The sequence below is a fragment of the Dankookia sp. P2 genome (assembly GCF_050632255.1).
Lineage (GTDB): Bacteria > Pseudomonadota > Alphaproteobacteria > Acetobacterales > Acetobacteraceae > Paracraurococcus.
Genome location: NZ_CP192581.1, coordinates 660841 through 684772 on the forward strand (window position 1 = coordinate 660841; position 23932 = coordinate 684772).

The following is a 23932-nucleotide window of genomic DNA, read 5'->3' on the forward strand; positions in this document are numbered from 1 at the left end:
ACCCTATCGGCACACATAGGAGACGATCCCGATGGGCTTCCAGCAGGCGATCGCCGTTTGCTTCTCGAAATATGCGGTCTTCGAGGGCGCGCCCGCCGCTCGGAATATTGGTGGTTCTTCGTCTTTAACATCCTGATGCACGGCGCGACCGGGCTGCTGGACGTCGCCATTTTCGGCGGCGAGGAGCGGCGGTCTGCTGAATGGCCTGTACAGCCTCGCGGTCCTGCTGCCCGGCCTCGGCGTCGGCGTGCGGCGGCTGCACGACACCGACCGCAGTGGCTGGTGGTTGCTGATCTCGCTGGTCCCGCTGGTCGGCTTCATCCTGCTGATCATATGGCTGGCCCGCCCCGGCGATGCTGGGCCGAACCGCTTCGGCCAGGATCCGGTCGCCACGGGGCCGTGACACGGATCGGCGCGGGAGTATTTGCGAGTAAGTCGCAATTGCGATAAGTCTTCCTGCAGGAGGACCCCGATGGCGACGCATGGACTCCCGCCTGGCCCTGGGCCGATGCCTTGGCTGAAACTCTGCCGCCGCCCGAGCGCCTGCTGCTCGACGGCATCCGCCTCTGGGCCGCGGCGGCGCGCCACGGCGAGCCGCCCAACATGGCTCCTCGCCTGCCCTTCATCGCCGAGGGGGCGGAGGCGGCACTCGCCCCGATCGATGCGCTGATGCGCGCCGCCGGCGATACGCTGACCGCCGCCTGTCCGCTCTGCCCACGCGTCGCGCCGGCGGAGGCGAGACTGCTGCTCGGCTGCGCCTTGACTCAGCGCGGCGCGCGGCGGGAGGCCTTCGCCCTGCTGCTGCACCACCTGCCGCCCCTGGCGGCGCAGGAGGCGCTGGCGGCCGCCATCCCTGCTCGGCATCGCCCTCGCCCGGGCCGGGCTGCTGCTGCGCAACCCACTCCGCTGGTAGCGGAAGCAGGGCAAATCGTTCGACACTGCGCCCATGCCCGCCCGGACTTGGCCGATGCTCGGCCTGCTGCTCATCCTTGCCGCCGCCGTCGAGCTTCGCCATGGGGCGGGAGCCCTGGTGCCGCTGCGGCACCATCCGGCTCTGGGCCAATGCGGTGAACAGCCCGGAAAATCTGCAGCAGATCGCCGACTGGTACACACCCTCGCACATCGTGCACGGGCTGCTCTTCTATGCCGCCCTGGCGCTGGCCCTGCCTCGCCTGCCGCTCGGCGTCCGCGCGCTGATCGCACTGGCGGTCGAGACGGCTTGGGAGGTCGCCGAGAACAGCAGCTGGATCATCGAGCGCTACCGCGCCGCGACCATCGCGCTCGACTATTACGGCGACAGCGTTCTGAACTCGGTCAGCGACATGCTGGCGATGCTGCTGGGCTTCTGGCTGGCGGCGCGGCTGCCGGTCTGGCTTTCGGTGCTGCTGGCCATCGCACTGGAATTGCTGGCGCTGGCGGTGATCCGGGACAACCTGACGCTCAACGTGCTGATGTTGGTGCATCCGGTGCAGGCGATCCGGGACTGGCAGGCCGGCGGCTGAGCCCCATGCCACGCCCGGCCCTGGGACAACGGACGGCAACGGCATGCCAGGTCTGTCCCGGCGAGCCCCGTCTCTTCCCGCCGCAGGTCAATCCGGCGCCGCCAGGGTGACGATCTCGGTCCCTTCCTCCACGCTGTCGCCGGCGGCGCAGCCGATATGCGCGACCACGCCATCGGCCGGGGCGGTGATGCGCAATCCGGTCTTCATGGCCTCCAGCACCGCCAGGACCTGGCCGCGGGACACGCTCTCGCCCTGCTTCACCAGCACCTGCACGACGCGGCCGGGAATCGGCGCGGCGAGGCGCCCCTGGCCCACAGACTCGCCCTCGGCCGGCACATAGGGGTCGCGCAAGCGAAGGGTCCAGCCCCTCCGGCAGCACGACCTGGATGGCGTCGCCGTCGCGCAGCACGGGAATGCGGTGGATGGCGCCGTCCAGCGTGACCTGCAGGGCGCCATCGAGCCGACGGCCGGCGAGCACCGCTTCGGTGCCCTCCAGCATGACGCGCCAGCCAGGCCCGGCATGCACCAGCCGCAGGCGATGCACCGCCTCTCCATCCGCCAGCAGGACGAGTTGCGAGCCGCCGCCCTGCAGGCGCCAGCCATCCTGGCGCTCCCAAGGATCGGACGGCGAGCTCGGCGGTGGGCAACACCGCTTCCAGTGCCGCGGCGGCCAGTGCCAGGGCCGGGGCGGGGCGCACTGGCGGCTGCAGATCCACGGCGAACCGCCCGGCGAAGCCAGTGTCCAATAGCGCCGCCCGCATCGCTGGATGCCCGACCAGCCGCTGCAGGAAGCCAAGATTGCTGGTGATGCCGGCAATCCGGCATTCACCGAGCGCCACGCCCAGCCGCGCCAGCGCCGCATCGCGGTCAGGTCCCCAAGCGACCAGCTTGGCGATCATCGGGTCGTAGAAAGGCGTGACCGTGTCGCCCTCGCTGACACCGGTCTCGATCCGCAGGTCCGGCGCGGGGGCCGGCAAGCTGAAACGGCGCAGCGGACCGGTGGAGGGGCGGAAATCCTGCGCCGGATCCTCGGCATAAAGTCGGACCTCCACACTGTGGCCCTGTGGCGCCGGGGCCTCGAGCCGTGGCAGCGCCTCACCGGCGGCCACGCGCAGTTGCCATTCCACCAAGTCGAGGCCAGTGACCATCTCCGTCACCGGGTGCTCGACCTGCAGGCGGGTGTTCATCTCCATGAAGAAGGCATCGTCGCCCTCTACGATGAACTCCACCGTGCCGGCCGAGACATAGCCGACGGCCCGTGCCGCGGCGATCGCGGCGTCGTGAAGCCGTGCGCGCAGGGCGGGCGGCAAGTCCGGGGCCGGTGCTTCCTCCAGCACCTTCTGATGGCGGCGCTGCACGGAGCAGTCCCGGGTGTGCAGATGCAGCGTGTTCCCCTGCGTGTCGGCAAAGACCTGCACCTCGACATGCCGCGGCTTCTGCAGGTAGCGCTCGAGCAGCACGCGGTCGTCGCCGAAGGCGGCTTTGGCCTCGCGCCGGGCGCCGGCCGATGCGTGGCGAAGTCCTCGGCACGCAGCACCGGCCGCATGCCCTTAGCCGCCACCGCCGGCACTGGCCTTGATGAGGATGGGGAAGCCGATGCGCGCCGCGTGGTCGGCCAGCGCCGCCTCGTCCTGCGCTTCGCCGTGGTAGCCGGGTACGATGGGAACGCCCGCGGCTTCCATCAGGCGCTTCGATTCCGCCTTGCTGCCCATGGCCCGGATGGCGGTGGGTGGGGGCCGATGAAGGCGATGCCGGCCGCGGCACAGGCCTCGGCGAAGCCGGCATTCTCGGACAGGAAGCCATAGCCGGGATGGATCGCCTCGGCACCGCCGGAGCGCGCCGCCGCGAGGATCCGGTCGATCCGAAGATAGCTGTCCGCGGCGCGCGCCGGGCCGATCGGGAATGCGGCATCGGCCATGGCGACATGCTGCGAACCGGCATCGGCTTCGGAGAAGACGGCGACGCTGCGGATGCCCATGCGCCGTGCGGTACGGATGATGCGGCAGGCAATCTCGCCGCGATTGGCGATGAGGATGGTGCGGAACATCGTCGTCACATCCGGAACACGCCGAAGCGCGTCGACGCTATCGGCGCGTTGGCGGCGGCGGCCAGGCCGAGGCCCAGCACGTCGCGCGTCAGCGCGGGATCGATGATGCCGTCGTCCCAGAGCCGCGCGGTGGCGTAGTAGGGGTCGCCCTGCAACTCGTACTGGGCGCGGATCGGCGCCTTGAACGCCTCCTCCTCCTCGGTGGGCCAGACCTTGCCGGCGGCTTCAAGGTTGTCGCGCCGAACCGTAGCCAGCACGCTGGCGGCCTGCTCGCCGCCCATGACGGAGATACGGCTGTTCGGCCAGGTGAAGGCAGCAGCCGTGGCGAATAGGCCCGGCCGCACATGCCGTGCAATTGCCGGCGCCGAAGCTGCCGCCGATGATGACGGTGAATTTCGGTACGCTGGTCGTGGCCACGGCCGTCACCAGCTTGGCGCCGTCCTTGGCGATGCCGCCCGTCTCGTATTTCCGCCCTACCATGAAGCCGGCGATGTTCTGCAGGAATAGCAGCGGGATGTTGCGCTGGCTGCAGAGCTCGACGAAATGCGCCCCTTCTGCGCGGATTCCGGAAAACAGGATGCCGTTGTTGGCAATGATGCCGACCCGCCTGCCCCAGATCCGGGCGAAGCCGCAGACCAGGGTCGTGCCGTAGCGGGCCTTGAACTCGTCGAGTTCCGAGCCGTCGACGATGCGGGCGATCACCTCCCGCACGTCGTAGGGTTGGCGAACATCCTGCGGAACGATGCCGTGCAGTTCGGCCGGGTCGTAGCGCGGCGGCACTGGTGCGGTCAGGTCGCCGCAGGGCGGACGCGCCGGCGCCAGGTGACCGATGATGCGGCGGGCAATGCCGAGCGCATGCATGTCGTCCGCCGCGGAAATGGTCCGCGACACCGGACAGGCGGGTATGCACATCGGCGCCGCCGAGATCCTCGGCGCTGACGATCTCGCCGGTTGCCGCCTTCACCAGCGGCGGGCCGGCAAGAAATATGGTGCCCTGGTTACGGACGATGATCGCCTCGTCACACATGGCTGGTACATACGCACCACCGGCCGTGCAACTGCCCATCACCACCGCGACCTGCGGGATGCCGAGCGAGGACATGGTCGCCTGATTGAAAAAGATCCGGCCGAAATGGTCGCGGTCCGGGAAGATCTCGTCCTGGTTCGGCAGGTTTGCCCCGCCGCTGTCGACCAGATAGAGGCAGGGCAGCCGGTTCTGCTGCGCCACTTCCTGTGCCCGAAGATGCTTCTTCACGGTGATCGGGTAGTAGGTGCCGCCCTTCACCGTGGCGTCGTTCAGCGACGATGACGCACTCACGCCCGGCGACGCGGCCGATGCCGGTGATCATGCCGCCGGCGGGCACCTCACCGCCATGCATGCCATAGTCCGCCAGCGGTGAGGTTCCAGAAAGGGCGCGCCTGGGTCGAGCAGGCGCTCGACACGCTCCCGCGGCAGCAGCTTGCCACGCGAGAGATGGCGGGCGCGTGACGCCTCGGGCCCACCCGATGCGGCTGCGGCGGTGCGCTCGGCAAGCTCGGCCAGGAGCCCCCGCATGTATGTGGCGTTGGCGCGGAATTCCTTGCCACGCGTGTCGAGGGCGGAGTTCAGCGCGCTCATGCAGTTTCCCGGAACAGTCGCGGCCGATCAGCATGCGGCGAGATCTCGCTGGTCCCGGCGCCAATTTCATACAGCTTGGCATCGCGCAGCAGCCGGCCGGTCGGGCTGTCATTGATGTAGCCCATACCGCCGAGGATCTGGATGGCGTCGAGCGCAATCCTCGTCGCCGCCTCCGCCGCGTAGAGGATGGCGCCAGCGGCATCCTTCCGCGTCGTCTGGCCTCGGTCGCAGGACCGCGCAACGGCATAGACATAGGCCCGGCAGGCATTCAGCGCCAGTGTACATGTCTGCGACCTTGCCCTGAATGAGCTGAAACTCACCTATGGCTTGGCCGAACTGCTTGCGTTCATGGATGTATGGTACGACGACATCGAGTGCCGCCTGCATGATACCGAGCGGGCCTGCGGCCAAGACCGCCCGTTCGTAGTCGAGCCCCGACATCAGCACCCGCACGCCGTCATTCACCTTGCCGAGCACATTCTCGGTCGGCACCTCGCAATCCTCGAAGACCAGCTCGCTGGTCGGGCTGCCGCGCATGCCGAGCTTGTCGAGCTTCTGCGCCGGGCGGAACCCCTTGAAGCCCTTCTCGATCAGGAAGGCGGTTATGCCGCGCGGGCCGGCATCGGGATCGGTCTTGGCATAGACGACCAACGTCTCGGCATAATGCGCGTTGGTGATCCAGAGCTTGGTGCCGTTCAGCAGATAGCGATCGCCACGCCTCTCGGCCCGCAGCTTCATGGACACGACATCGGACCCGGCACCGGGCTCGCTCATGGCCAGCGCACCGAGATGCTCGCCGCTGATCAGCTTGGGCAAGTAGCGGCGCTTCTGCTCCTCCGTCCCGTTGCGGCTGATCTGGTTGACGCAGAGGTTCGAATGGGCGCCATAGGACAACCCGACCGAAGCGCTGGCGCGGCTGACCTCCTCCATCGCCACGCAATGGGCGAGGTAGCCCATATCGGCGCCGCCCCATTCCTCGGCGACGGTAATGCCGTGCAGGCCGAGGGGCACCCATCTCAGGCCAGAGATGGCGCGGGATCATCGCTGCGGTCAATCTCGGCGGCGATAGGCGCAACACGCGCGTCGGCGAAGCCGCGAACGCTGTCGCGGCAGCATGTCGATCTCGTCGCCAAGGCCGAAATCGAGACCGGGTATGGTGACATTGCCGGGCATCAGTGGTTTCCCTGCGTCATGCTGCCTGCGGGAGCTCGCCCCGCATGACCTTGCCAGTCGCGGTGAGCGGCAGGGCGTCCTGAAAGATCACGTGCCGCGGATAGCTGTGCGCGGCCAGGCGCGTCTTCACATGCACCTGCAATCTGGTGGCCAGCGCCGCATCCGCAGCGACACCCTGGGCCGGGACGACGATCGCGGTCACCGCCTCGGTCCTCAGCGCATCGGGCAGGCCGATCACGGCAACCATGGCAACGGCAGGATGCTGCAGCAGACAGTCCTCAATCTCGCCGGGCCCGATACGGTAGCCGGCCGAGGTGATGACGTCATCGTCCCGACCGACGAAGCGGAACCAGCCCGCCTCATCCTCTACCCCCTGGTCGCCCGTGAGCAACCAGTCCCCGACGAACTTCGCCGAGGTGGCGGCCGGATTGTTCCAATAGCCGAGAAACACTGACCGGATCCGGTCGGCGCACCGCAATGGTGCCGGTCGCGCCTGGCGGCAGGCGGGTGCCCGTGGAGTCCACCACCGCCACCATGTATGCCCCGGCACCGCACGGCCCATCCAGCTCCCGGACGCGCCGCGCATGACGCGACGCTCCCGCAAGAAGCCGACAACCAAGTTGCATTCGGTCTGGCCGTAGAATTCGTTGATCGTCACGCCAAAGGTGGCGCGCCCCCATTCCAGCAAAGCTCAGCGCCCAGAGTTTCACCGCCGCTGCCGATGCTGCGCGGGCGCGCACCGTACTACCCACGGCATTTGGCAGGGACCGGATCATCTTCAACGCCGTCGGCGGGCAGGAAGGCGTTACGCACGTCATGCCGGGCCATCATTCGGAGCGCAGATCCCGGATCGAACTTCGCCATGCGATGGGCGAGCACCGGTACGGCCATGATGCAGGCTGGGCAGCAGCACGTCGAGCAGGCCGCCGACCCAAGCCCAATCGGCTGGCGTCCAGAACAGGTCGCCGCGGCGCGGAGAACAGGTCCTGCGGCATCTCCTCACGCCCGGCAAGTGGCCAAGCAGCACGCGATGCGCATGCAACGCCCCCTTCGGCGCACCGGTCGTGCCTGAGGTATAGATGATGATCGCCGGATCATCCGCCGCCGTGTCCACCGGGGTGCGAAGCCATCGGAAGCGCGTGCCATCTCGCACGGCAGGTCGAGTGCCGTGTCACAGGCCCCATCCACGCTCAGCACCAGCCGCAGGTCGGGCAGTTCCGCGCGAATGCCGCTAAGCTTGGCTAATCCGATCGCATCCGTCACCAGGGCCGAGGCCCGCTATCCAGCAGCCGGAACGTCAACGCTTGTTCCTGAAACAGCTGGAACAGCGGGACAGCGATGGCTCCAAGTTTATAGATGGCCAGATGCGCCGTCGCGGCTTCGGGAACCTGGGGCAGCAGGATACCGACGCGATCCCCAGGGCGAATACCATGTGCCCGCAGCACATTGGCCAGCCGGTTGCTCTCGGACTTCAGTGTGTCGAAGCTGATCCGGTCGAGCCGTCCGTCGGCATGCAGATGCAGCAAGGCCGGGCGACCCTGGCCATCCGCCCAGCGATCGCAGCAATCGACCCCGATATTGTAGCGGTCCGGGATGCGCCAACGAAAGGCATCCCGGATCGCCTCATAGGTTTTGCCATGCGGCAGCATTAGCCAGGCACCGGCCGCGTATCGTCGATGACCTTGCCATCATTCGGCAGGCTCCCCGGCGGCAGCAACTCGACCAAGCCGCGCAGCTTCGTTGCCGCCTGGAGCGCAACACCCAGCCTCTCCAGCAGCGCCTCATCCGCCGTAGCGGCTTCAACCCGCAGCCGCATGACGTCGCGGTCGCCGTCGAGTGAGACGACCAGCCGGGCCTTCGTCACCGCCGGCACGGCACGCAGCACTTCCGCCACCTGTTCGGGCCTGACGAACATGCCGCGCACCTTGGCTGCCTGGTCGGCCCGGCCCATCCAGCCCTTGATCCGCCGGTTGGTACGACCGCAGGGCGAGGCGCCCGGCATGATCGCGGAGAGGTCGCCCGTGGCGAAGCGGATCAGCGGATGATGCGGGTTGAGCGTGGTCACAACCACCTCCCTACCTCGCCGTCCGGCAATGGATTGCAGGTCCCGGGGCGGACGATCTCGACAATGATTTCCTCATCGAGGATCAAGCCTTCGCGGGCCTCGCTCTCATAGGCAATCAGGCCGATATCGGCTGTGCCGTAGCTCTGCAACACGGCTAGTTGGCGATCGGCGTACCAGCCGCGCAGAGAGGGCAGATAGGCCCCCGGTCACATGGCCGAGCCGCAACGAGGAGAGGTCGAGCCCGAGCTCGTCGGCCTTCTCCAGAATGGCTTTCAGGAAGTCAGGCGTGCCGCTGTAGCAGCGTGGGCGGAGCTGAGCCGCCGCGCGTGCCTGCATTTCGGTATTACCGGTACCGGCCGGGAAAACCGGGCAGCCGAGCGCGCGGGCGCCACCTTCCAGCATGCTGCCGGCTGGAGTGAAATGATAGGCGAAGCAATTGTGCAGCAGCTCGCCCCGGCGCAGGCCCGTCGCATGCAAAGCCCGAGCATAGCGCCAGTAGTCGGTGGCCGCCGCCTCCGGCTCAGCTATCGGTCCGGGCGAGACGAAGACACGGGCGAGCATGCCGGGTTCTGTGACGACGACCCCACCAAAGGGTGGATCCGCGGATTGCTGCGCGATCAGCGCCGACTTGCGCGTGATAGGCAGCGCGGCAAGCGGAGCCGCGACAGGATCGATATCGGCAAGGACCCGTGCGTAATGCGGAGCCTGCGCCTTTGCATGGGCGAGCTGCCGCCGCAATGCCTCAGCCAGCGCCGCCTCGCGGGCGTCGGCGCTGCGGGTCTCAAGGTTGTCGTAATGGGTCAGAGCCACCGCTTCCTCCGCTTGTAGCTCTTCAGGTTCCGGAAAGCTCTTGCGCTCGGCACCATGACCGCCAAGGTAAAGTTCCTTGACGTCCTCATTGTTCGCAAGCGCCTCGGCCGTGCCATCCAGCACCACCTTGCCCCTGCTCCATGACATAGCCATAGGACGCAACGGACAGCGCCATCCGGGCATTCTGTTCGACCAACAATATGGTGATGCCGAGATCCTGGTTTAGCTTTCGGATGATGCCGAAGACCTCCTTCACCAGCAACGGGCTGAGGCCCATCGACGGCTCATCCATCAGGATCAGCTTCGGTCGTGCCATCAGCGCGCGGCCGATCGCCAGCATCTGCTGTTCCCCACCCGAAAGGTAGCCAGCCAAGCCGGTCCGCTCCTTCAGCCGAGGAAAATACTCGTAGACCATCTCAATGTCGCGCTTCACCTCATGATCCGAGCGGATGAAGGCACCAAGGCGGAGATTCTCCAGGCAGGTCATGTCGGAGATGATCCGACGGCCTTCCATGACCTGGAAGATGCCTCGGCGGACAATCATGTGGTGGATCGATGCCGTCGATCCGGTCGCCGCCGAAGCGGATCTCGCCGCGGGTGACCTCGCCCTCCTCGGTTTTAAGGGAGGCCGAGATCGCCTTCAGCGTCGTGGACTTGCCCTGCGCCATTGGCGCCGAGCAGCGCCACAATCTTGCCCTGCGGTACTGAAAGCGACAGGCCGCGCAGCACCAGGATGACGTCGTTGTAGACGACCTCGATGTTGTTCACCTCGAGGAGCGACGCCGGCGTCGTCATCTGCAGTGCTGCGCTCATGGATCTACCAGCCCAGCCATTCTGCCTTGCGCGGCAACGTCACGGTCGTGACCGGCTCCAACTTGATGGTGCCGGCCGCGACCAGATCCTGCACGCTGCCCTGGCTGGTGTCGCCGGTAACGCGCGAGCGATAGAGCGCCACGTTCAGTGGCCACGATGGTCCTGCGCGGAAAAGTTCGACGGCACGCAGACGCCCTCGAAGCCCTTCGGCACCCAGTCCTTGCGGGTGTAGAAGCCATCGCGGATACGCTCGCCGGTCACCTGGCCGCCATTCGCCGCGGCAGTCTCCATCGCCTCCACCATCAGCATGGCGCTGCAGACACCGGCCAGATAGTGCACCGGGCGATAGGCCGTACCGGCCGCATCCGACATCCGGCTGATCGCCTGAACATTCGCCATGCCCGGCGCCTGGGCGCCCCAGACCGCACCGGTGCGCACCGGGAAGACCACGCCATTCGCCGCAGCGCCGGCGGCCTTCATCGCGTTCTCATCCATGCCCCAAACATTGCCGAGGAACTGGACATCCACGCCCGCTGTCTGGCAGGCGCGGAGGACGGATATATTCGAGCCGGCCGTGTTGCCCAGATAGGCATAGTTGGCGCCCTGGTTCTTCAGCGTCAGGCATTGCGCGGTGTAGTCGCCCGGCGTCAACGCGAAGGTGACCGGGGGAAGAACCTCGAAGCCAAGTTCCTGCGCCAGCGCCTCACCCGCCGCCTTCGGCGAATTCGGATAGGGATGGTTGGCGCCCATATGGACGTATTTCGGCTTGCCCGGCTTGCCCTTTGCCTTCCAGTCGTCCGCCGCCCATTGCAACATGGCGCGGAGCGCATCCGAGTAGGAGGGACCGTAGAAGAAGTTGTATGGTGTCGCTTCCACACCCTGGCGTCCCGACTTGCCCGCGGCATCGGTCAACGCGGCGGAATAGGAACCGGAGACATAGGGGATCTTGTCGCGCGTGACGAAGCGGACCAGCGCCTCGGTATCAGCGGTGCCCCAGCCCATGATACCGACGACGCGGTCGCGGCTCCAGGATTGGTACTGGCTGACAGCGCGCGGTGCCTGGTAGCCATAGTCGTTCGCAAGGACATTGACCTGCCGGCCGGCCACCCCGTTCCGCGTCTTGTTGACCCAGGCAAAGGTGTCATTCACGCCCTGCGAGAACGGCGTGCCGACATCGCTGGTCCCGCCGGAAAAGATCCATGAGGTGGCCAAGCGGGATAGGTTGCGCATCGGCCGCTGCCGGCAGCGCCACCGCGGCCGCCGCCGCCCATCCGAGCATGTGCTTCCGCATCGACATGTGGTGTTTCCTCCCGTGTTGATTAGTGCGAATAGGGGTAGAGCTTCCAATAGGCCTTGATCAGCTTCCAGCGGTGCGCGATCCCGTTCGGTTCGAAGATCAGGAAGAGAATGATTGACGCTCCCACCGCCATCTCTCTCAGGAAGGAGATCGAGCTTGCCGAGCTTCAGGGTTCGGTCGATCGCACTACCGGCCAGCGCATCGGCACCAGCCTGCACCACTTCGGGGAGCAGAACCATGAACGCCGCGCCCATGAGGCTGCCCATGATGGAGCCGAGGCCGCCAATGATCACCATCCCAAGGAACTGTATGGAGAAAAGAATATTGAAGGCCTCGACGCTGACGAACAGCAGATAGTGCGCGTAGAGCGCACCGCCGACGCCGGCATAGAAGGACGCGATCCCGAAGGACAGCGTCCGGTAGTAGGCCAGATTGACGCCCATGACCTCGGCCGAAAGATAGTGGTCCCGCACCGCGACCAGCGCCCGGCCGTCGCGGGTCCGCATCAGGTTTGCCGCAAAGGCGTACATGATGACAACGGCGACGAGGACTACATAGAGGTAGCTTTCCTCTCGGTCAGCGCGCCAGCTAAACAGTTCGAAAGGCTCGGTGATGCGACCGGCGACTCCGCCGGTGAACCATTGAGCGCGGGCGAAGAAGTCTTCCAGGATGAACTGCGCCGCAAGCGTCGCGATGGCGAGGTAGAGGCCCTTCAGTCGCGCCGCCGGCGCGCCGAAGACGAGTCCGACCAGCGCCGTCGCCGTGCCGGCGAGCGGAATGCAGAGCACCACCGGAATGTGCCAGCGCTCGTGCAGCCAGGCGCTCATGAAGGCACCGAAGCCGAAGAAGGCGGCATGCCCGATGCTGATTTGGCCAGTGAAGCCGACCAGGATGTTCAGCCCGAGCGCGGCGATGCCCAGGAAGCCGATGTTGATCAGCAGGCCGAGCTTGTAGCGGCCGAGCGCGAGCGGCGCACAGGCCACCAGCACGACGCCGAGCAGCAGGGCGATCCTGCTGTTGCGCGTCGGGAAGATCGTCGTGTCTTCCCGATAGCTGCTGCGGTAGTCGCCGGCTGGCGCAAGACCCGACATCAGACTCGCTCGATATTCTTGGTGCCGAACAGGCCGTAGGGCTTGACCAGCAGAATGAGAATCAGGGCGTAGAAGGGTGCGATGCTGTACATGTTGCCCCAGTTGAGCCAGTTGGCATCCATGTATTGCGCCCAGTTCTCCAGCACCCCGACGATCAGCCCACCGAGCACCGCCCCCACGACGCTGTCGAGCCCGCCGAGGATCACCGCCGGAAAGACCTTGATGCCGTAGAAGGACAAGGCAGAGGAGACGCCATTCACCACTCCGACGACGACCCCGGCCACTGCCGAAACCACCGCCGAGATGGCCCAGGACATGGCGAAGACCTTGGGGACGGAGACGCCGAGCGATTGCGCCACCTGTTGGTCGAAGGCGGTCGCGCGCATCGCCAGGCCATGCTTGCTGGCGGTGAAAAACCAGGCGAAGCCGGCCATGATGAGCACCGAAATGCCGAGGCTGAGCAGGTAGACGGTCTGAACCTCCAGGCCGAGCAGATTGACCCGCTCGGTGGTGAAGATCGGCGGGAAGGGTTTGGCGAAGACGCCGAAGATCCACTTCATCAGCGCCTGAAAGAAGATGCCGAGGCCGATCGTCGCCATGATGACGCTGATCACCGGCTCCCCGATCAGCGGTCGCAGCACCACGACCTGCAGGATGATGCCAAACAAGGTCATGAAAGCCAGGGTGAAGAGAAAGCCCGCCCAGAAGGGCAGCTGCCATTCGGTCAGCATCCACCAGCAGACCCAGGCGCCGACCAGGAGGAATTCCCCCTGCGCGAAATTCACCACCTGGGACGCCTTGTAGATGAGTACGAAGCTCATCGCCACGACGCCATAGAGCGCGCCGACGATCAGGCCGTTGAGGGTAAGCTGCAGCAGCAGCGACCAGTCCATCCGCCCTACTCCGCTGCCATGGCAGGCGCAGGCCGCATCGAGACCACCTTCAAGGTGGTACGGATGCGCTGCTTCGTGCCGTCCTGGAAGGCAATGGTCGTGTCCACCGGGATTGCCGCCTCGCCCCGGTACATCGCCTCGATGATCGTGCCGTACTTCTCGTTGATCACGCCGCGGCGGACCTTGCGCGTGCGCGTCAGTTCGTCGTCATCCGCATCCAGCTCCTTGTACAGCAGCAGGAAGTCCTGGATGCGTTGGGGCTCGGGCAGGGTCGCGTTGACCTTCTCCACCTCGGCCTGCAGCAGCGCCGTCACTTCGGAACGCGAGGACAGGTCGGTATAGGTGGTGAAGGCGATCCGGCTGCGCTCGGCCCATTTCGAGACGATGGGGAAGCGAATGCAGATCATCGCCGCCAAATGCGGCCGGCCGTCGCCCAGCACCACGGCCTCGGCCACGTAGGGACTGAATTTCAGCTTGTTCTCGATATACTGGGGCGAGAATCTGTCGCCGCGGCTGGTGGTGGCGATGTCCTTGATGCGATCGATCACCACGAGGTGCCCGGCTTTGTCGAAATAGCCGGCATCGCCGGTATGCAACCAGCCGTCGCGCAGGTCGGGATTCTCCGGCATGCCGAAATAGCCAGAGAACATATTGGGGTGGCGGGTGACGATCTCGCCGAGGCCGTTGTGGTCCGGGTTGTCGATGCGCGTCTCGATCTCCGGGGTGAAGGCGACACCCACGGTATCCTGGTTCACCTCGCCCGCGCGGTGGACGGTATAGGCGCCCAGCGTCTCGGTTTGGCCGTAGATCTGCCGCAGCGGTACGCCCATGGCCTGGAAGAAGCGGAAGGTGTCGGGGCCGAGCGCGGCACCGCCGGTCGCGGCAGAGGTCAGGTTGGTAAAGCCCAGGCGGTCGCGCAGCGCCCGGAACAGCAGCTGGTCGGCCGCGAATGAACGCTGCTTCCGGTCCAGCGCCTCCAGTCCCAGCTTCGTGCCCAACGCGTACATTCGCCGCTTGAAGGGCGAGGCATCCATCACCTTCGCCCGTACCTCTGCGGCGATCGACTCCCAGACGCGTGGCGCGAAGAGAACGAATGTCGGGCCGATCTCACGGAAATCGGCCATCAAGGTCTCCGGCTCCTCGACGAAGTTAACCGTCATGCGGGCCAGCAGGCCCCAGCCGATGCAGTAGATCTGCTCCATGATCCAGGGCAGCGGAAGGACGGAGACGTATTCGTCCTGCGGTCCTTTGGGATCGGCCTGCAGATAGGCCGCGCAGTGCCGCACCATGGCGCCGCTGGTCAGCATCGCCAGCTTCGGGCGCGCCGTGGTGCCGGAGGTGGTGCAGAGGATGGCGATGGCGTCGGCGCGGGTGGCGACAACCAGCGCCTCCCAGGCGTCCGGCCGGTCGAGGTGGACCGCCTCGCCCAGCGCAGCCAGTTCGGCGGCCGACAGCAGCCGCGGATCCTCGTGCTTCCGCATCCCGCGTGGGTCGCAATAGATGATGTGGCGCAGGCTCGGCACCCGCTCGCTGATGCCGAGCAGCTTGTCGACCTGCTCCTCATCCTCGGCGATCACCGCCTTCGCGCCGGCGAAAGCCAGGAGATAAGCAACCTCGTCCTCCAGCGCGTCGCGGTAGACGCCTAGCGATTGGCCGCCGATCGCATGCGTCGCGATCTCGCCCATGATCCAATCGGGCCGGTTGTCGCCGATCAGGCCGATGACGTCGCCGACACCGAGCCCCAGCTTGCGCAGGCCGAGCGCAAAGGCGCGTGTGCGTGCTTCGTACTCGGCCCAGGTGAAGCTGCGCCAGATGCCGAATTGCTTCTCGCGCAGCGCCACCTCGCCCGGGAAGCCGCGCGCATTCCGCCGCAGAAGCTTTGGCAGCGTATCCGCGTCGCTCATGCCGTCACCGGCTCGTCGGCATCGCGCACCACGTCATCCGCCTCGCCCAGATAGGCGCTGCGGACATGTGGGTCGGCCAGCACCGCGTCCGGCGCGCCTTCGGCGATCTTGCGGCCGAAATCCAGCACCACGACCCGGTGCGAGATGTCCATCACCACGCCCATGTCGTGCTCAATCATCAGCACGGTCATGCCCCATTCCTCGTTGAGATCGAGGATGAAGCGGGCCATGTCCTCCTTCTCCTCGAGGTTCATGCCCGCCATCGGCTCATCCAGCAGGATCAGCTTCGGCTTCAGCGCCACCGCCCGGGCCAGTTCCACCCGCTTGCGCAAGCCGTAGGAGAGCGTCCCGGCGATCGCCTTCCTTACATGCTGGATCTCGAGGAAATCGATGATCTCCTCCACCTCCCGCCGGTGGCGGATCTCCTCCTGCTGGGCGCCGCCGAGCCAATAGGGCATGCCGGTCCAGAAGCCGTGCTTCAGCAGATGGTGGCGGCCGACCATGATGTTGTCGAGCACGGTCATGTGGCCGAACAGCGCCAGGTTCTGGAAGGTGCGGCCGATGCCGACGGCCGCGCGCCTGCGCGTCGGAACCCGGGTGATGTCTGTGCCTTCGAAGCGGATCCTGCCTTCGGTCGGGCGGTAGCGGCCGGAGATGCAGTTGACCATTGAGGTCTTGCCGGCGCCGTTCGGGCCGATGATGGAAAAGACCTCGCCGCGGCGGACTTCGAAAGAGACGTCGGTCAAGGCCCGGACGCCACCGAAGCGCAGAGAAACATGCTCCGCGGCAAGGATTGGCGTGCCGGCAGGGCCGGCATTAACCGCCATCGACGCGGTCCAGGGCATTCGACGAGACATGCTGCGGTGCAGCGCCAAGGCGGCGGACATGGCTGTCCTGCTGTCGCGTCATCCGTACCCTCCCGACAGGGACTTGACTGCCCTGCTATAAACGAAGGTACGTTAGTTTCTGGATTGACCGCAAAGCATCTTTCTGACGGAGTCCGCGCCGGCCGAGATCGCGGCAAGGGAGAGAAAATGGCCCGCATCACGGGCTCCAACGGGGCGCGCACCGCGGCCGCGATCCGTCGCGTGGCGCTGCGCCTGATCTACCGCCAGGGCTTCGCGGCGATGAACCTGCGCGACCTCGCGGCGGAGGTCGGGATCCAGCCGAGCTCGCTCTACAACCATATCGCCAGCAAGCAGGCGCTGCTCGCCGACCTGATGCGGGAGCATATGGCAGCGTTACTGGCCGCGACGGATGCGGCGGTGACGGCGGCCGGGCCGGGGCTGATGGACCGGCTGCGCGCCTTCATCGGCCACCATGTCCTCTATCACACGGAGAAGCGGCACGAGGTCTATGTCGCCAACTTCGAGCTGCGGGCGCTGGACCCGGCCAATCATGCGCAGATCGTGGCCATGCGCGCTGGCTACGAGGCGCGGTTGATGGCGCTGCTGCGCGAAGGCGTCGAAGCCGGCGAGCTGGATATCGCCGATATCCCGGTCACTGCCTTTGCCATGCTGGCCATGCTGACCGGCATCTGCACCTGGTACCGGCCGAACGGTCGCCTCGGCAAGGCGGAGCTGGTCGCCTTGCACACCGAATTGGCGCTGAACGGCATCCGCCGGCGCTAGGGCAGCGCGGCCAGATCGCCTGCCAGGTCGGCGCGTTCGCTGAAGCCGACCTCGCGCGACAGGCGCGTGGTGTCGGCGACGATGAAGGGCGGCTCGGCCCGGTCGGGCAGCGCACCCAGGCGCAACAGGTCGGGGCGGCGAGTTCAAGCAGCCGATTGTCTCGACGAGGGTGCGGATGGCCACCGGCTGGCCGGAGGCGACATTCACCGGCCCCACCACCTCGCTCGCCACAAGCGCCGCAAGGGCACGGCCGAGGAAGCCGGTGGACGCGAAGTCACGGATCGGCCGGCCGGAGCCGGTCCGTGCCTCCCGCCCTTCCCGCAGCGCGCGCAGCACCGTCGGCACCAGGCGGTCCGGATGTTCGCCCGGACCGAACAGGTGGAACAGCCGCGCCCAGGCCGCGGTGATCCCGCGCTGCTCGCCCAGGGCGATCCAACGCCGGCAAAGCTCGGCCTTCGCCGCGCCATAGGCCGTCGCCGGCGCGATGCGGCGGGTCTCCGGCCAGAGTGTCCCGCTCTCCCCCGTCCAGTCGTATTCGGCGCAACTGCCAAGGCCGATCAGCCGCCGGCCGGCAAAGGACTCGGCAAGCACGGTCGAGGCCTCGAGCCAGGCGGCATTCTCCGGTGCGGCCCAGAACCTTCCATGCGTGACGTCCCAGGCGGCATGCACCAGCACGGCCGGCCGCACCTCGCGCAGCAGCGCGCGCGTCGCGCCCGGGTCGAGCAGGTCGGCGGCATGCCAGATGGCCGCTCCTCGCGGGGCCGCCGGGCCACCGCATGCAACTCGAAGCCATGTGCCGCCAGCGGTGCCAGCATCGCCCGGCCGACGAAGCCGCTCGCGCCCGTCAGCAGCAGGCGTTCAGCCATGGTCGGGCCATTGCGCGTCGCGCTCGGAGATCACCGCCGGGGCCGCCGGCCAAACGATGCCGAAGGCCGGGTCGTCCCAGCGCGCGCCCCGGCCGGCGCCGGGCGCATAGGGGGCGTCGATCATGTATTCCAGCCAGGCGTCGTCCGTCAGGGTCAGGAAGCCATGAGCGCAGCCCGGCGGTATCAGCAGCGCGTTCGTGCGCCGCCGCCCGCAGCTTCCACGCCCACCCAGCGCCGGTAAGCGGGCGAGGCCGGCCGCAGGTCGACCGCAACGTCGAAGATCAGCCCCGCGCAAGCAGCGCACCAGCTTGCCCTCCTCGGCCGGCGAAGCCTGCCAGTGCATCCCGCGCAGCGTGTGCCGCGCCCGGTTCTCCGAGATGCTGCTCTGCAGTGGCCGGAATCCCGAGCCCGGCGGTGGCGAGATCCTCGGCGCACCATGTGCGCAGGAAGCGGACCGCGGAATCGGCCGCCGGCTCCGTCAGAACCTCGACGACGCCCGGCAGCGCGGTCTCGCGAACCTCACACCGGCGCATCCCGCAGGATCAGCCGAGGCACCGCGATGGCCAGCCGGCCGGCGAAGCCGGCGGTGCGCAACTGGCCGGCAACTTCGGCCTCGATGTTCCAGGGCAGGATGAGCACGTCGTCCGGCCGCAGGGCCAGCATCGCCGCGGGCGAGACCACCGGGATGCGGCTGCCCGGCAGCAGGCGGCCCTGCTTGGCGCTGCTGCGGTCGGCCACCGCCAGGATCTCGGCTGCGCTGACGCCCGCAGCGTTCAGCAGCGTGTTGCCCTTGGCCGCGGCGCCATAGGCGCAGACCCGGCGGCCCTCGGCCACGCAGCCATCGAGCCAAGCGCGCAGCCCGTCCAGCACCGCGCGCACGCGCGGGCCGAAGCCGCTGTAGAAGGCATCGCCGCCCACGCCGCGCCCCGCTTCCTCCGCCCGCAGCGCCAGCAGAGCCGTGGATGGCGGGTGATCCGCGGCGGCGGAAAAGACGCGCAGCGAGCCGCCATGGGTCGCCAAGCGTTCCACGTCGAAGACGCGCAGGCCTTGCCGCGCTAGCGCCGCCTCCATCGCAAGCAACGACCAATAGGCATAGTGCTCGTGGTAGATGGTGTCGAACTGGACGCCATCGACCAGCGCGACCAGGTGCGGCGCCTCGATCGAAACCACGCCCCGCGGCCCCGCCAGCAGCGCCAGGCCGCCGATAAAGTCATCGAGGTCCGGGACATGCGCCAGCACGTTGTTGGCGACCACGAGGTCGGCTGGCCGCCCGCCGCGCGTGCCCAGGATGTCGCGCGCGGCATCACGGCCGAAGAAGCATGCCTCGGTCGGCACGCCGGCCGCGCGGGCGATCGCGGCGACATTGGCCGCAGGCTCGATGCCGAGGCAGGGGATGCCGGCGGCGACGAAGTTCCGCAGCAGGTAGCCGTCGTTGCTGGCGACCTCGACAACGAAGCTACCGGGGCCGAGCGCGAGCCGCCGGGTGACGTCCGCGCAGAACCGCGCCGCATGGTCCAGCCAGGTCGACGACATCGAGGAAAAATAGGCGTAGTCGGTGAAGATCCCGCGCTCGTCCACGACGGTGTCGAAGCTGGACGAGGCGGCAGGCATCGCAGACCACGGCGCGGAGCGGAAAGGCCGGCTCCGGCGTGCCCGCCTGCTCGGGCGGAATGTAGGGAATTGGCGACCGGCTGGCGGCCGAGGTCGCAGAAAGTCAGGCCGAGCCGGCCGCCGCAGGCGCGGCAGGCGGTGACGGGACGCGCGCCGCTCATGCCTGCACCAGACGGTCGATGCTGGCCACGGCCTCGGCCTGGATATCCTTGCCCTCCCGCCAGGCGGCGTACCAGCGCGCCGTCTCGGCGATCGCCTCGGGCGTCGAGAGCCGCGGGCGCCAGCCCAGGGCCTCGGCCGCCATGCTGGAATCGAGGCCGAGACGCGGTGCCTCCGACATGACCGGGCCTTCCTCCTGCCGCCAATCCACCGGTGCGCCCCAGGCGGCGATCAGGTCGCGCACCCGGATCTCACCATCCGCCGGGCCGAAGTTCAGCGCCGGCGGCGCCCCGCCGGTCGCCAGCCGTTCGGCCAGCAGCAGGTAGCCGCGCAGCACGTCCACCACATGCTGGAAGGGCCGCGTCGCATCCGGGCGGCGCAGCAGCAGCGGCCGCCCCGCCATGCCGGCGCGGACCAGGTCGGGGATCAATCGCTGCGCACCGAAATCGCCGCCGCCGATGACGTTGCCGGCGCGTGCCGTGGCCAGCTGCGGCAGCGCCGCGCCGAAGGAGGCGCGCCAGGAGGCCACCGCGATCTCCGCGGCAGCCTTGGATCCGCTGTAGGGATCGGCGCCGCCCAGCGCATCCGCCTCGCGGAAGGCGCGGCCGGCGCCGTCGTTTCGGTACACCTTGTCTGAGGTGACCATCACTGCGGCGGCGACGCCGGGCAGGCCGCGCATCGCCTCCAACAGGTTGATCGTGCCATCCACATTGGCGGCAAAGGTCATCGCCGGCTCGGCATAACCGCGGCCGACGAAGGCCTGTGCCGCCAGATGCAGCACCACCTCGGGCCGCACCGTCCGCAGCCGCGCCGCCAGGGCCTCGCCGTCGCGGATGTCAGCATGGTGGTCGGCCGCCAGCAGGGGCCCGATGCGCAGCAGGTCGAATGCGTTGGGCCCAGGTTCCGGTGGCAATGCGATCCCGGTGACCCGCGCGCCGAGCCGCCACAGCAGCAGCGCCAGCCAAGCGCCCTTGAAGCCGGTATGGCCAGTGACCAGGACACGCTTGCCGGTCCAGAAGGCGCGCGAGGGATTCACCACCGCCTCCAGGGCGCCCGGCCACTGGCCCAGAGCCGTTCCAGCAGGTCGCGGTCGCGCAGCGTGTCCATGGCCTGCCAGAAGCCCTTGTGGTCATAGGCCATCAGTTCGCCCTCGTGGGCGAGGGATTGCAGCGGCTCGGCCTCCCAGGTCGTCGCGTCGCCCTCGATCCGCTCCAGGACCCGCGGCGACAGCACGAAGAACCCGCCATTGATGGTGCCTCCATCACCCGCCGGCTTCCTCGATGAAGGCTTCCACTGCCGCACCGTCGCGCGCCAGGGCGCCGAAGCGGCCGGGCGGCGTCACCGCGGTCACGGTGGCCTGCCGGCCATGCGCCCGGTGGAAGGCGATGAGCGCGCCGATATCGACATCCGAGACACCGTCACCATAGGTCATGCAGAAGGCCGGCTCGTCCACCACATAGGGCGCAATCCGCTTCAGCCGACCGCCGGTCATGCTGTCCTCCCCGGTATCGACCAACGTGATCCGCCACGGCTCAGCCGAGGGCCGCAGCACCTCCACCCGGCCCGAGGCCAGATCGATCGACAGGTCCGAGGCATGCAGCCGGGTAATTCAGGAAGTACTCCTTGATCTGCCATCCCTTGTAGCCGAGGCAGACGACGAAATCGGTCACGCCATGGGCGGCGTAGATCTTCATGATGTGCCAGAGGATCGGCCAGCCGCCAATCTCCACCATCGGCTTCGGCCGGAGCATGGTTTCCTCGGCGATCCGCGTGCCGCGGCCACCGGCCAGGATCACCGCCTTCATGCGCGCGCGACCTCCTCGGCCTTGGCGTAGAAGGCACGGACGAAGCGCTCCGGCTGGCCCAGCGGATGGCTGCGGATCATGTCACGCAGCCCGTGCCGCAACAGGCGCCGCCGGCTACGATCAGCCGCCAGCGCCGCCGCCGTGCTGACGTAATCCTCCACGCTGAACACCGCCAGGTCGCCGAGGCCGGCATTGGTCAGGTTGGAATAGCTCAGCCGCTCGCGGGAAGCCCGGCCCGACCAGCGAGACGCAGGGGACGCCCATCCACAGCGTCTCGCAGGTGGTGGTACCACCGACATGCGGCAGGCTGTCCAGCGCGATGTCGATCGCGTTGTAATGCGGCATGTGCCGGCCACGCACACCGACATAGTCGATCCGGTCGGGGTCGATGTCACGCGCGGCGAAGCCGGCCCGGACATTGGCGACGAAGGCGGGCGTCCGGGCTTCAGGCCGGACGAACAGGAATCGCAGATTCCGGCACGGCCCGCAGCACCGCGGCCCAGGCATCCAGGCAGGCACGGGTGATTTGTACGGGTTGTTCATCGTGCCGAACGTCAGCGCGCCGCGGCGCTCCTCCGGCAGGTCGGCCTCGATCGGCACCTCCTGGAAGCCGAGCGGGCCCAGCGCCACCCAGCTTTCGGGCAGTTCGAAAGGCCGTTCGATCAACAGCCGCGGGTCGGCCGGCTTGATGTAGGGGTCGACGAGGATGGTGTCGATCGCCTCCAGCCCCGCCGAATGCGGGTAGCCCAGCCAGCTCGCGCCGATCCGCGCCGGGCGATGGGCCATGACGTCCAGCTTGTTCATCGCGGTGGTGCCGCCGAGCTTCGAAGAGGATGTCGAGCCCATCCTCGGCGATGCCGGCGGCGACCTCGGCCGAGGGGCGGCGCGGCCACCAGCGGAAGCCGGTGACCTGCTGCTCGATATGCGCCTGCACGCGGTCCCGCTCGCGTTCGTTGAAGGAGTAGCAGTAGACCTCGATCCGGTCGCGGTCGTACTGCTCCAGCAGTGGCAGCGCGAAATAGGTCACCGGGTGGTCACGCAAGTCGCTCGACATGAAGCCGATGCGGAGCTTGCGGCCGGTCGCCAGGGCCGGAGCCACCGGCAACGACAGCGGGGTGATCGCCTGCGCCTCCCGCCGGCCCCAGGCGCGATGCCATTCGACGATGTCCAGCCTGTCCTGCAGGGTGCAAACATTGCCGAGTTCGTAGTGCAACGCGGCGATCTCGCCATCGGCAATCCACCGCGGCGCGAGATCCGCGAGGCGTCCGGACGCGTCCAGACGGTCGTGATCCACGCAGCGCAGAAAGGCGGTCCGCAGCGGCTTGGCATGAGCCAGGGCGGCGCCCGGATTGCTCTGCAACAGCCCGCAGGACAGCTCATAGGCTTCCTGCAGGTGCTGCGCTTCGTCGCCGTAGCGGCTGCGGGTCAGATTCTCGATCAGCCGGGTGACCAGCACGACGGAATCTGGATTGGCGGCGAGTCCCTGGCGCAGCGCGGCATTCGCTGCTTCCAGATTGCCCTCGCCATGCAGCCGCGCCAGCAGCACGGCGCCATCCGCATCGCCCGGTGCCGCCGCAAGGGCCTGCTCGACCAGGACGCGGGCCTCCTCTGGCCGGCCCAGCCGCAGGGTGAGACGGGCCTGCAGGATATCGACCCGAGGATCGGCGCCCCGCAGCTGCCGGCCGCGCTCGAGCACCGCGAAGGCCCGGTCGTGCTCGCCCAGATCGATCAGGGTCCCGACCAAGTCGGTCAGCAGGTCGAGATCCGGGCGGCCCAAGGCTAGGGCGCGCTCAAAGGCCACCACCGCCGCCTTCCGGTCGCCCCCCGTCCGCAGAGTGCGACCGAGCAGCCGAAGCAGGTGGACGTTGCGCGGCTCAATCTTCAGCCCAGCCTGATAGGCTGCCGCGGCTTCCCGGAAACGGCCAAGCTGGTCATGCAGGTTGCCGAGGTTCTGGCAGGCCGAGACGGCGCGCGGGTCGAGCTTGCGGGCCACCTCGAAAGCAGCCTGCGCCTCGGTCAACCGGCCGGCGCGCTTCTGCATGATGCCGAGCAGATTGGTGAGCAGGAAGTCCTTCGGCCGCTTCGCCTGCGCCGCGAGGGCCACCGCCAGGGCTTCCTCGGCCCGACCGGCATCGCTCAGCGCCAAGGCATGCGGCACTGCGAGGGCCAGCGCCGAGGCACCTGCGGCTTTCGCCCTACCGAAGGCCTCGGCCGCCTCGGCCGGACGACCCGCGGCGGCGCAGTGCTGGCCGAGCTGCTGCCAATGGGCTGCATTATCAGGCGCCATGGCCAGGCGCAGACGCAATCCCGCCTCGGACAGGGCGGGCTGGGCCGGCGTCGCTGCAGCGGGGCGGCCGGGCACGGGTCTCTGGGGCGATCTCATGGAAAGCTCTCACAGGGCGGCTGGGCGCCGCGGCAGGCATGCGGGCCGGGACGCCACTCCCGCCAAGGGATGCAGGTCTGGGCCGGACGGGTTGCCGGAGTTTTACACGGCTCGCCCCGGCGGTGGACGAATCAGGCGTCTAGCCACAAACCAATAGAGCAAAATTTTGCAGGCTTAAATCACTCAGGCCACCCGGCAGGTTAAGCCTCTTCCCAGCCGGCATCAGCCCCGCAGGCGGAGCGCCAGGGGCGGGTCGTCGGTGGC

The 23932-nt window shown here is 67.9% G+C and carries 31 protein-coding genes and 6 pseudogenes; 6 read left to right on the plus strand and 31 right to left on the minus strand.

Going from position 1 to position 23932, the window contains the following annotated elements; translation table 11 throughout:
- Positions 1 to 57: 57 nt before the first annotated feature.
- From ACQ86J_RS03850 to ACQ86J_RS03865, 4 genes and pseudogenes are all read left to right on the plus strand, one after another.
- Positions 58 to 132 (plus strand): annotated as a pseudogene (locus ACQ86J_RS03850) (hypothetical protein); the annotation flags it as partial.
- A gap of 115 nt (positions 133 to 247) precedes the next feature.
- The gene (locus ACQ86J_RS03855) at positions 248 to 403 is read left to right on the plus strand and encodes a DUF805 domain-containing protein (protein ID WP_431270090.1); all 156 of its coding nucleotides are present in this window, start codon (positions 248 to 250) and stop codon (positions 401 to 403) included.
- Positions 404 to 513: 110 nt separating this feature from the next.
- Positions 514 to 1071 carry a hypothetical protein gene (locus ACQ86J_RS03860; RefSeq protein WP_431270091.1) on the plus strand — a complete coding sequence of 186 codons (558 nt, stop codon included), beginning with the start codon at positions 514 to 516 and terminating at the stop codon, positions 1069 to 1071.
- Entirely contained in the window at positions 1068 to 1502 is a 435-nt protein-coding gene (locus tag ACQ86J_RS03865; RefSeq protein ID WP_431270092.1) for a DUF2585 family protein, read from the plus strand. The genes ACQ86J_RS03860 and ACQ86J_RS03865 overlap by 4 nt, the downstream gene beginning before the upstream one ends.
- Before the next feature lie 87 nt (positions 1503 to 1589).
- Here ACQ86J_RS03865 and ACQ86J_RS03870 read toward each other — a convergent pair whose 3' ends face one another.
- The 17 genes and pseudogenes from ACQ86J_RS03870 to ACQ86J_RS03950 form a co-directional block, all read right to left on the minus strand.
- The gene (locus ACQ86J_RS03870) at positions 1590 to 1775 is read right to left on the minus strand and encodes an acetyl-CoA carboxylase biotin carboxyl carrier protein subunit (protein WP_431272277.1); all 186 of its coding nucleotides are present in this window, start codon (positions 1773 to 1775) and stop codon (positions 1590 to 1592) included.
- Positions 1760 to 2650: a hypothetical protein gene (locus tag ACQ86J_RS03875; RefSeq protein WP_431272278.1), complete on the minus strand. Its 891-nt coding sequence runs from the start codon at positions 2648 to 2650 to the stop codon at positions 1760 to 1762. The genes ACQ86J_RS03870 and ACQ86J_RS03875 overlap by 16 nt, the downstream gene beginning before the upstream one ends.
- Positions 2645 to 3214, minus strand: a pseudogene (locus ACQ86J_RS03880) (3-methylcrotonyl-CoA carboxylase); the annotation flags it as partial. The gene ACQ86J_RS03875 and the pseudogene ACQ86J_RS03880, both read right to left, overlap by 6 nt.
- A complete protein-coding gene (locus ACQ86J_RS03885) occupies positions 3184 to 3549 on the minus strand; it encodes a biotin carboxylase N-terminal domain-containing protein (protein WP_431270093.1) in 366 nt (121 codons plus the stop codon). The gene ACQ86J_RS03885 and the pseudogene ACQ86J_RS03880, both read right to left, overlap by 31 nt.
- Before the next feature lie 5 nt (positions 3550 to 3554).
- Positions 3555 to 5167, minus strand: a pseudogene (locus ACQ86J_RS03890) (carboxyl transferase domain-containing protein).
- Positions 5164 to 5487 carry an acyl-CoA dehydrogenase family protein gene (locus tag ACQ86J_RS03895; RefSeq protein WP_431270094.1) on the minus strand — a complete coding sequence of 108 codons (324 nt, stop codon included), beginning with the start codon at positions 5485 to 5487 and terminating at the stop codon, positions 5164 to 5166. Before ACQ86J_RS03895 ends, ACQ86J_RS03890 begins: the two are co-directional and overlap by 4 nt.
- A 1-nt stretch (position 5488) precedes the next feature.
- A pseudogene (locus ACQ86J_RS03900) lies at positions 5489 to 6124 on the minus strand (acyl-CoA dehydrogenase family protein); the annotation flags it as partial.
- Between the two features lie 93 nt (positions 6125 to 6217).
- Positions 6218 to 6340 carry a hypothetical protein gene (locus ACQ86J_RS03905; RefSeq protein ID WP_431270095.1) on the minus strand — a complete coding sequence of 41 codons (123 nt, stop codon included), beginning with the start codon at positions 6338 to 6340 and terminating at the stop codon, positions 6218 to 6220.
- A gap of 16 nt (positions 6341 to 6356) precedes the next feature.
- Positions 6357 to 6791, minus strand: a complete 435-nt coding sequence (locus ACQ86J_RS03910) for an AMP-binding enzyme (RefSeq protein WP_431270096.1) — start codon at positions 6789 to 6791, stop codon at positions 6357 to 6359.
- Between the two features lie 363 nt (positions 6792 to 7154).
- The gene (locus ACQ86J_RS03915) at positions 7155 to 7454 is read right to left on the minus strand and encodes an AMP-binding protein (protein WP_431270097.1); all 300 of its coding nucleotides are present in this window, start codon (positions 7452 to 7454) and stop codon (positions 7155 to 7157) included.
- Between the two features lie 145 nt (positions 7455 to 7599).
- Positions 7600 to 7989 (minus strand): AMP-binding protein, encoded by a 390-nt coding sequence (locus ACQ86J_RS03920; RefSeq protein WP_431270098.1) that lies wholly within the window; start codon positions 7987 to 7989, stop codon positions 7600 to 7602.
- Positions 7989 to 8405 (minus strand): phenylacetate--CoA ligase family protein, encoded by a 417-nt coding sequence (locus ACQ86J_RS03925; RefSeq protein ID WP_431270099.1) that lies wholly within the window; start codon positions 8403 to 8405, stop codon positions 7989 to 7991. The genes ACQ86J_RS03920 and ACQ86J_RS03925 overlap by 1 nt, the downstream gene beginning before the upstream one ends.
- Positions 8406 to 8510: 105 nt before the next feature.
- On the minus strand, positions 8511 to 9338 hold the full coding sequence (locus tag ACQ86J_RS03930) for a phenylacetate--CoA ligase family protein (protein ID WP_431270100.1): 828 nt from the start codon (positions 9336 to 9338) through the stop codon (positions 8511 to 8513).
- Entirely contained in the window at positions 9301 to 9759 is a 459-nt protein-coding gene (locus ACQ86J_RS03935; RefSeq protein WP_431270101.1) for an ABC transporter ATP-binding protein, read from the minus strand. The genes ACQ86J_RS03930 and ACQ86J_RS03935 overlap by 38 nt, the downstream gene beginning before the upstream one ends.
- 74 nt (positions 9760 to 9833) lie before the next feature.
- Positions 9834 to 10028 carry a hypothetical protein gene (locus ACQ86J_RS03940; protein WP_431270102.1) on the minus strand — a complete coding sequence of 65 codons (195 nt, stop codon included), beginning with the start codon at positions 10026 to 10028 and terminating at the stop codon, positions 9834 to 9836.
- 4 nt (positions 10029 to 10032) lie between these two features.
- On the minus strand, positions 10033 to 10170 hold the full coding sequence (locus tag ACQ86J_RS03945; protein ID WP_431270103.1) for a hypothetical protein: 138 nt from the start codon (positions 10168 to 10170) through the stop codon (positions 10033 to 10035).
- Between the two features lie 2 nt (positions 10171 to 10172).
- Positions 10173 to 12266 carry an ABC transporter substrate-binding protein gene (locus tag ACQ86J_RS03950; protein WP_431272279.1) on the minus strand — a complete coding sequence of 698 codons (2094 nt, stop codon included), beginning with the start codon at positions 12264 to 12266 and terminating at the stop codon, positions 10173 to 10175.
- On the opposite strand from ACQ86J_RS03950, the gene ACQ86J_RS03955 reads away from it, so the two are divergent.
- Entirely contained in the window at positions 12180 to 12455 is a 276-nt protein-coding gene (locus ACQ86J_RS03955; RefSeq protein WP_431272797.1) for a hypothetical protein, read from the plus strand. The two genes, ACQ86J_RS03950 and ACQ86J_RS03955, sit on opposite strands and share 87 nt — an antisense overlap.
- Here ACQ86J_RS03955 and ACQ86J_RS03960 read toward each other — a convergent pair.
- The 3 genes from ACQ86J_RS03960 to ACQ86J_RS03970 are packed head-to-tail and all read right to left on the minus strand — an operon-like array spanning position 12416 to position 15959.
- A complete protein-coding gene (locus tag ACQ86J_RS03960; RefSeq protein WP_431270104.1) occupies positions 12416 to 13309 on the minus strand; it encodes a branched-chain amino acid ABC transporter permease in 894 nt (297 codons plus the stop codon). The genes ACQ86J_RS03955 and ACQ86J_RS03960 overlap by 40 nt on opposite strands.
- Positions 13310 to 13314: 5 nt before the next feature.
- Positions 13315 to 15213 (minus strand): AMP-binding protein, encoded by a 1899-nt coding sequence (locus ACQ86J_RS03965; RefSeq protein WP_431270105.1) that lies wholly within the window; start codon positions 15211 to 15213, stop codon positions 13315 to 13317.
- A complete protein-coding gene (locus ACQ86J_RS03970; RefSeq protein WP_431270106.1) occupies positions 15210 to 15959 on the minus strand; it encodes an ABC transporter ATP-binding protein in 750 nt (249 codons plus the stop codon). Before ACQ86J_RS03970 ends, ACQ86J_RS03965 begins: the two co-directional genes overlap by 4 nt.
- A 288-nt stretch (positions 15960 to 16247) precedes the next feature.
- Here ACQ86J_RS03970 and ACQ86J_RS03975 point away from each other — a divergent pair, with 288 nt between their 5' ends.
- On the plus strand, positions 16248 to 16844 hold the full coding sequence (locus tag ACQ86J_RS03975; protein ID WP_431270107.1) for a TetR/AcrR family transcriptional regulator: 597 nt from the start codon (positions 16248 to 16250) through the stop codon (positions 16842 to 16844).
- On the opposite strand, the gene ACQ86J_RS03980 is transcribed toward ACQ86J_RS03975, so the two are convergent.
- The 11 genes and pseudogenes from ACQ86J_RS03980 to ACQ86J_RS04030 all read right to left on the minus strand — a co-directional run bounded on the left by ACQ86J_RS03980 (position 16841) and on the right by ACQ86J_RS04030 (position 23647).
- The gene (locus tag ACQ86J_RS03980) at positions 16841 to 16969 is read right to left on the minus strand and encodes a hypothetical protein (protein ID WP_431270108.1); all 129 of its coding nucleotides are present in this window, start codon (positions 16967 to 16969) and stop codon (positions 16841 to 16843) included. The two genes, ACQ86J_RS03975 and ACQ86J_RS03980, sit on opposite strands and share 4 nt — an antisense overlap.
- Before the next feature lie 91 nt (positions 16970 to 17060).
- A pseudogene (locus ACQ86J_RS03985) lies at positions 17061 to 17710 on the minus strand (NAD-dependent epimerase/dehydratase family protein); the annotation flags it as partial.
- Entirely contained in the window at positions 17703 to 18053 is a 351-nt protein-coding gene (locus ACQ86J_RS03990; protein WP_431270109.1) for a dTDP-4-dehydrorhamnose 3,5-epimerase family protein, read from the minus strand. The gene ACQ86J_RS03990 and the pseudogene ACQ86J_RS03985, both read right to left, overlap by 8 nt.
- Before the next feature lie 176 nt (positions 18054 to 18229).
- On the minus strand, positions 18230 to 19321 hold the full coding sequence (locus ACQ86J_RS03995; protein ID WP_431270110.1) for a class I SAM-dependent methyltransferase: 1092 nt from the start codon (positions 19319 to 19321) through the stop codon (positions 18230 to 18232).
- A gap of 13 nt (positions 19322 to 19334) precedes the next feature.
- Positions 19335 to 19391: pseudogene (locus ACQ86J_RS04000) on the minus strand (hypothetical protein); the annotation flags it as partial.
- Between the two features lie 87 nt (positions 19392 to 19478).
- Positions 19479 to 20516 carry a CDP-glucose 4,6-dehydratase gene (rfbG, locus tag ACQ86J_RS04005; RefSeq protein ID WP_431270111.1) on the minus strand — a complete coding sequence of 346 codons (1038 nt, stop codon included), beginning with the start codon at positions 20514 to 20516 and terminating at the stop codon, positions 19479 to 19481.
- Positions 20513 to 20782 carry a hypothetical protein gene (locus ACQ86J_RS04010; RefSeq protein WP_431270112.1) on the minus strand — a complete coding sequence of 90 codons (270 nt, stop codon included), beginning with the start codon at positions 20780 to 20782 and terminating at the stop codon, positions 20513 to 20515. The genes rfbG and ACQ86J_RS04010 overlap by 4 nt, the downstream gene beginning before the upstream one ends.
- Complete coding sequence (locus tag ACQ86J_RS04015; protein WP_431270113.1) at positions 20742 to 20972, minus strand: hypothetical protein; 231 nt, start codon at positions 20970 to 20972, stop codon at positions 20742 to 20744. Before ACQ86J_RS04015 ends, ACQ86J_RS04010 begins: the two co-directional genes overlap by 41 nt.
- 40 nt (positions 20973 to 21012) lie before the next feature.
- Positions 21013 to 21285, minus strand: coding sequence for an NTP transferase domain-containing protein (locus ACQ86J_RS04020; RefSeq protein ID WP_431270114.1), 273 nt, complete (start codon positions 21283 to 21285; stop codon positions 21013 to 21015).
- Positions 21282 to 21584: a hypothetical protein gene (locus ACQ86J_RS04025; RefSeq protein WP_431270115.1), complete on the minus strand. Its 303-nt coding sequence runs from the start codon at positions 21582 to 21584 to the stop codon at positions 21282 to 21284. Before ACQ86J_RS04025 ends, ACQ86J_RS04020 begins: the two co-directional genes overlap by 4 nt.
- 146 nt (positions 21585 to 21730) lie before the next feature.
- A complete protein-coding gene (locus ACQ86J_RS04030) occupies positions 21731 to 23647 on the minus strand; it encodes a tetratricopeptide repeat protein (protein ID WP_431270116.1) in 1917 nt (638 codons plus the stop codon).
- Positions 23648 to 23932: the final 285 nt, after the last annotated feature.

What these genes read in the sequence shown, in the direction of transcription:
- ACQ86J_RS03955 (WP_431272797.1), top strand. Translation starts at nt 12,180, where the DNA reads ATGCCCGATGCTGATTTGGCCAGTGAAGCCGACCAGGATGTTCAGCCC.
- ACQ86J_RS03935 (WP_431270101.1), bottom strand. Translation starts at nt 9,759, where the DNA reads ATGATTGTCCGCCGAGGCATCTTCCAGGTCATGGAAGGCCGTCGGATC.
- ACQ86J_RS04020 (WP_431270114.1), bottom strand. Translation starts at nt 21,285, where the DNA reads ATGAAGGCGGTGATCCTGGCCGGTGGCCGCGGCACGCGGATCGCCGAG.
- ACQ86J_RS03975 (WP_431270107.1), top strand. Translation starts at nt 16,248, where the DNA reads ATGGCCCGCATCACGGGCTCCAACGGGGCGCGCACCGCGGCCGCGATC.
- ACQ86J_RS03940 (WP_431270102.1), bottom strand. Translation starts at nt 10,028, where the DNA reads ATGAGCGCAGCACTGCAGATGACGACGCCGGCGTCGCTCCTCGAGGTG.
- ACQ86J_RS03965 (WP_431270105.1), bottom strand. Translation starts at nt 15,213, where the DNA reads ATGAGCGACGCGGATACGCTGCCAAAGCTTCTGCGGCGGAATGCGCGC.
- ACQ86J_RS03885 (WP_431270093.1), bottom strand. Translation starts at nt 3,549, where the DNA reads ATGTTCCGCACCATCCTCATCGCCAATCGCGGCGAGATTGCCTGCCGC.
- ACQ86J_RS03905 (WP_431270095.1), bottom strand. Translation starts at nt 6,340, where the DNA reads ATGCCCGGCAATGTCACCATACCCGGTCTCGATTTCGGCCTTGGCGAC.
- ACQ86J_RS03995 (WP_431270110.1), bottom strand. Translation starts at nt 19,321, where the DNA reads ATGCCTGCCGCCTCGTCCAGCTTCGACACCGTCGTGGACGAGCGCGGG.
- ACQ86J_RS04025 (WP_431270115.1), bottom strand. Translation starts at nt 21,584, where the DNA reads ATGTCGGTGGTACCACCACCTGCGAGACGCTGTGGATGGGCGTCCCCT.
- ACQ86J_RS04015 (WP_431270113.1), bottom strand. Translation starts at nt 20,972, where the DNA reads ATGACCGGCGGTCGGCTGAAGCGGATTGCGCCCTATGTGGTGGACGAG.
- ACQ86J_RS03875 (WP_431272278.1), bottom strand. Translation starts at nt 2,650, where the DNA reads ATGGTCACTGGCCTCGACTTGGTGGAATGGCAACTGCGCGTGGCCGCC.
- ACQ86J_RS03960 (WP_431270104.1), bottom strand. Translation starts at nt 13,309, where the DNA reads ATGGACTGGTCGCTGCTGCTGCAGCTTACCCTCAACGGCCTGATCGTC.
- ACQ86J_RS03990 (WP_431270109.1), bottom strand. Translation starts at nt 18,053, where the DNA reads ATGCACTGGCAGGCTTCGCCGGCCGAGGAGGGCAAGCTGGTGCGCTGC.
- ACQ86J_RS03920 (WP_431270098.1), bottom strand. Translation starts at nt 7,989, where the DNA reads ATGCTGCCGCATGGCAAAACCTATGAGGCGATCCGGGATGCCTTTCGT.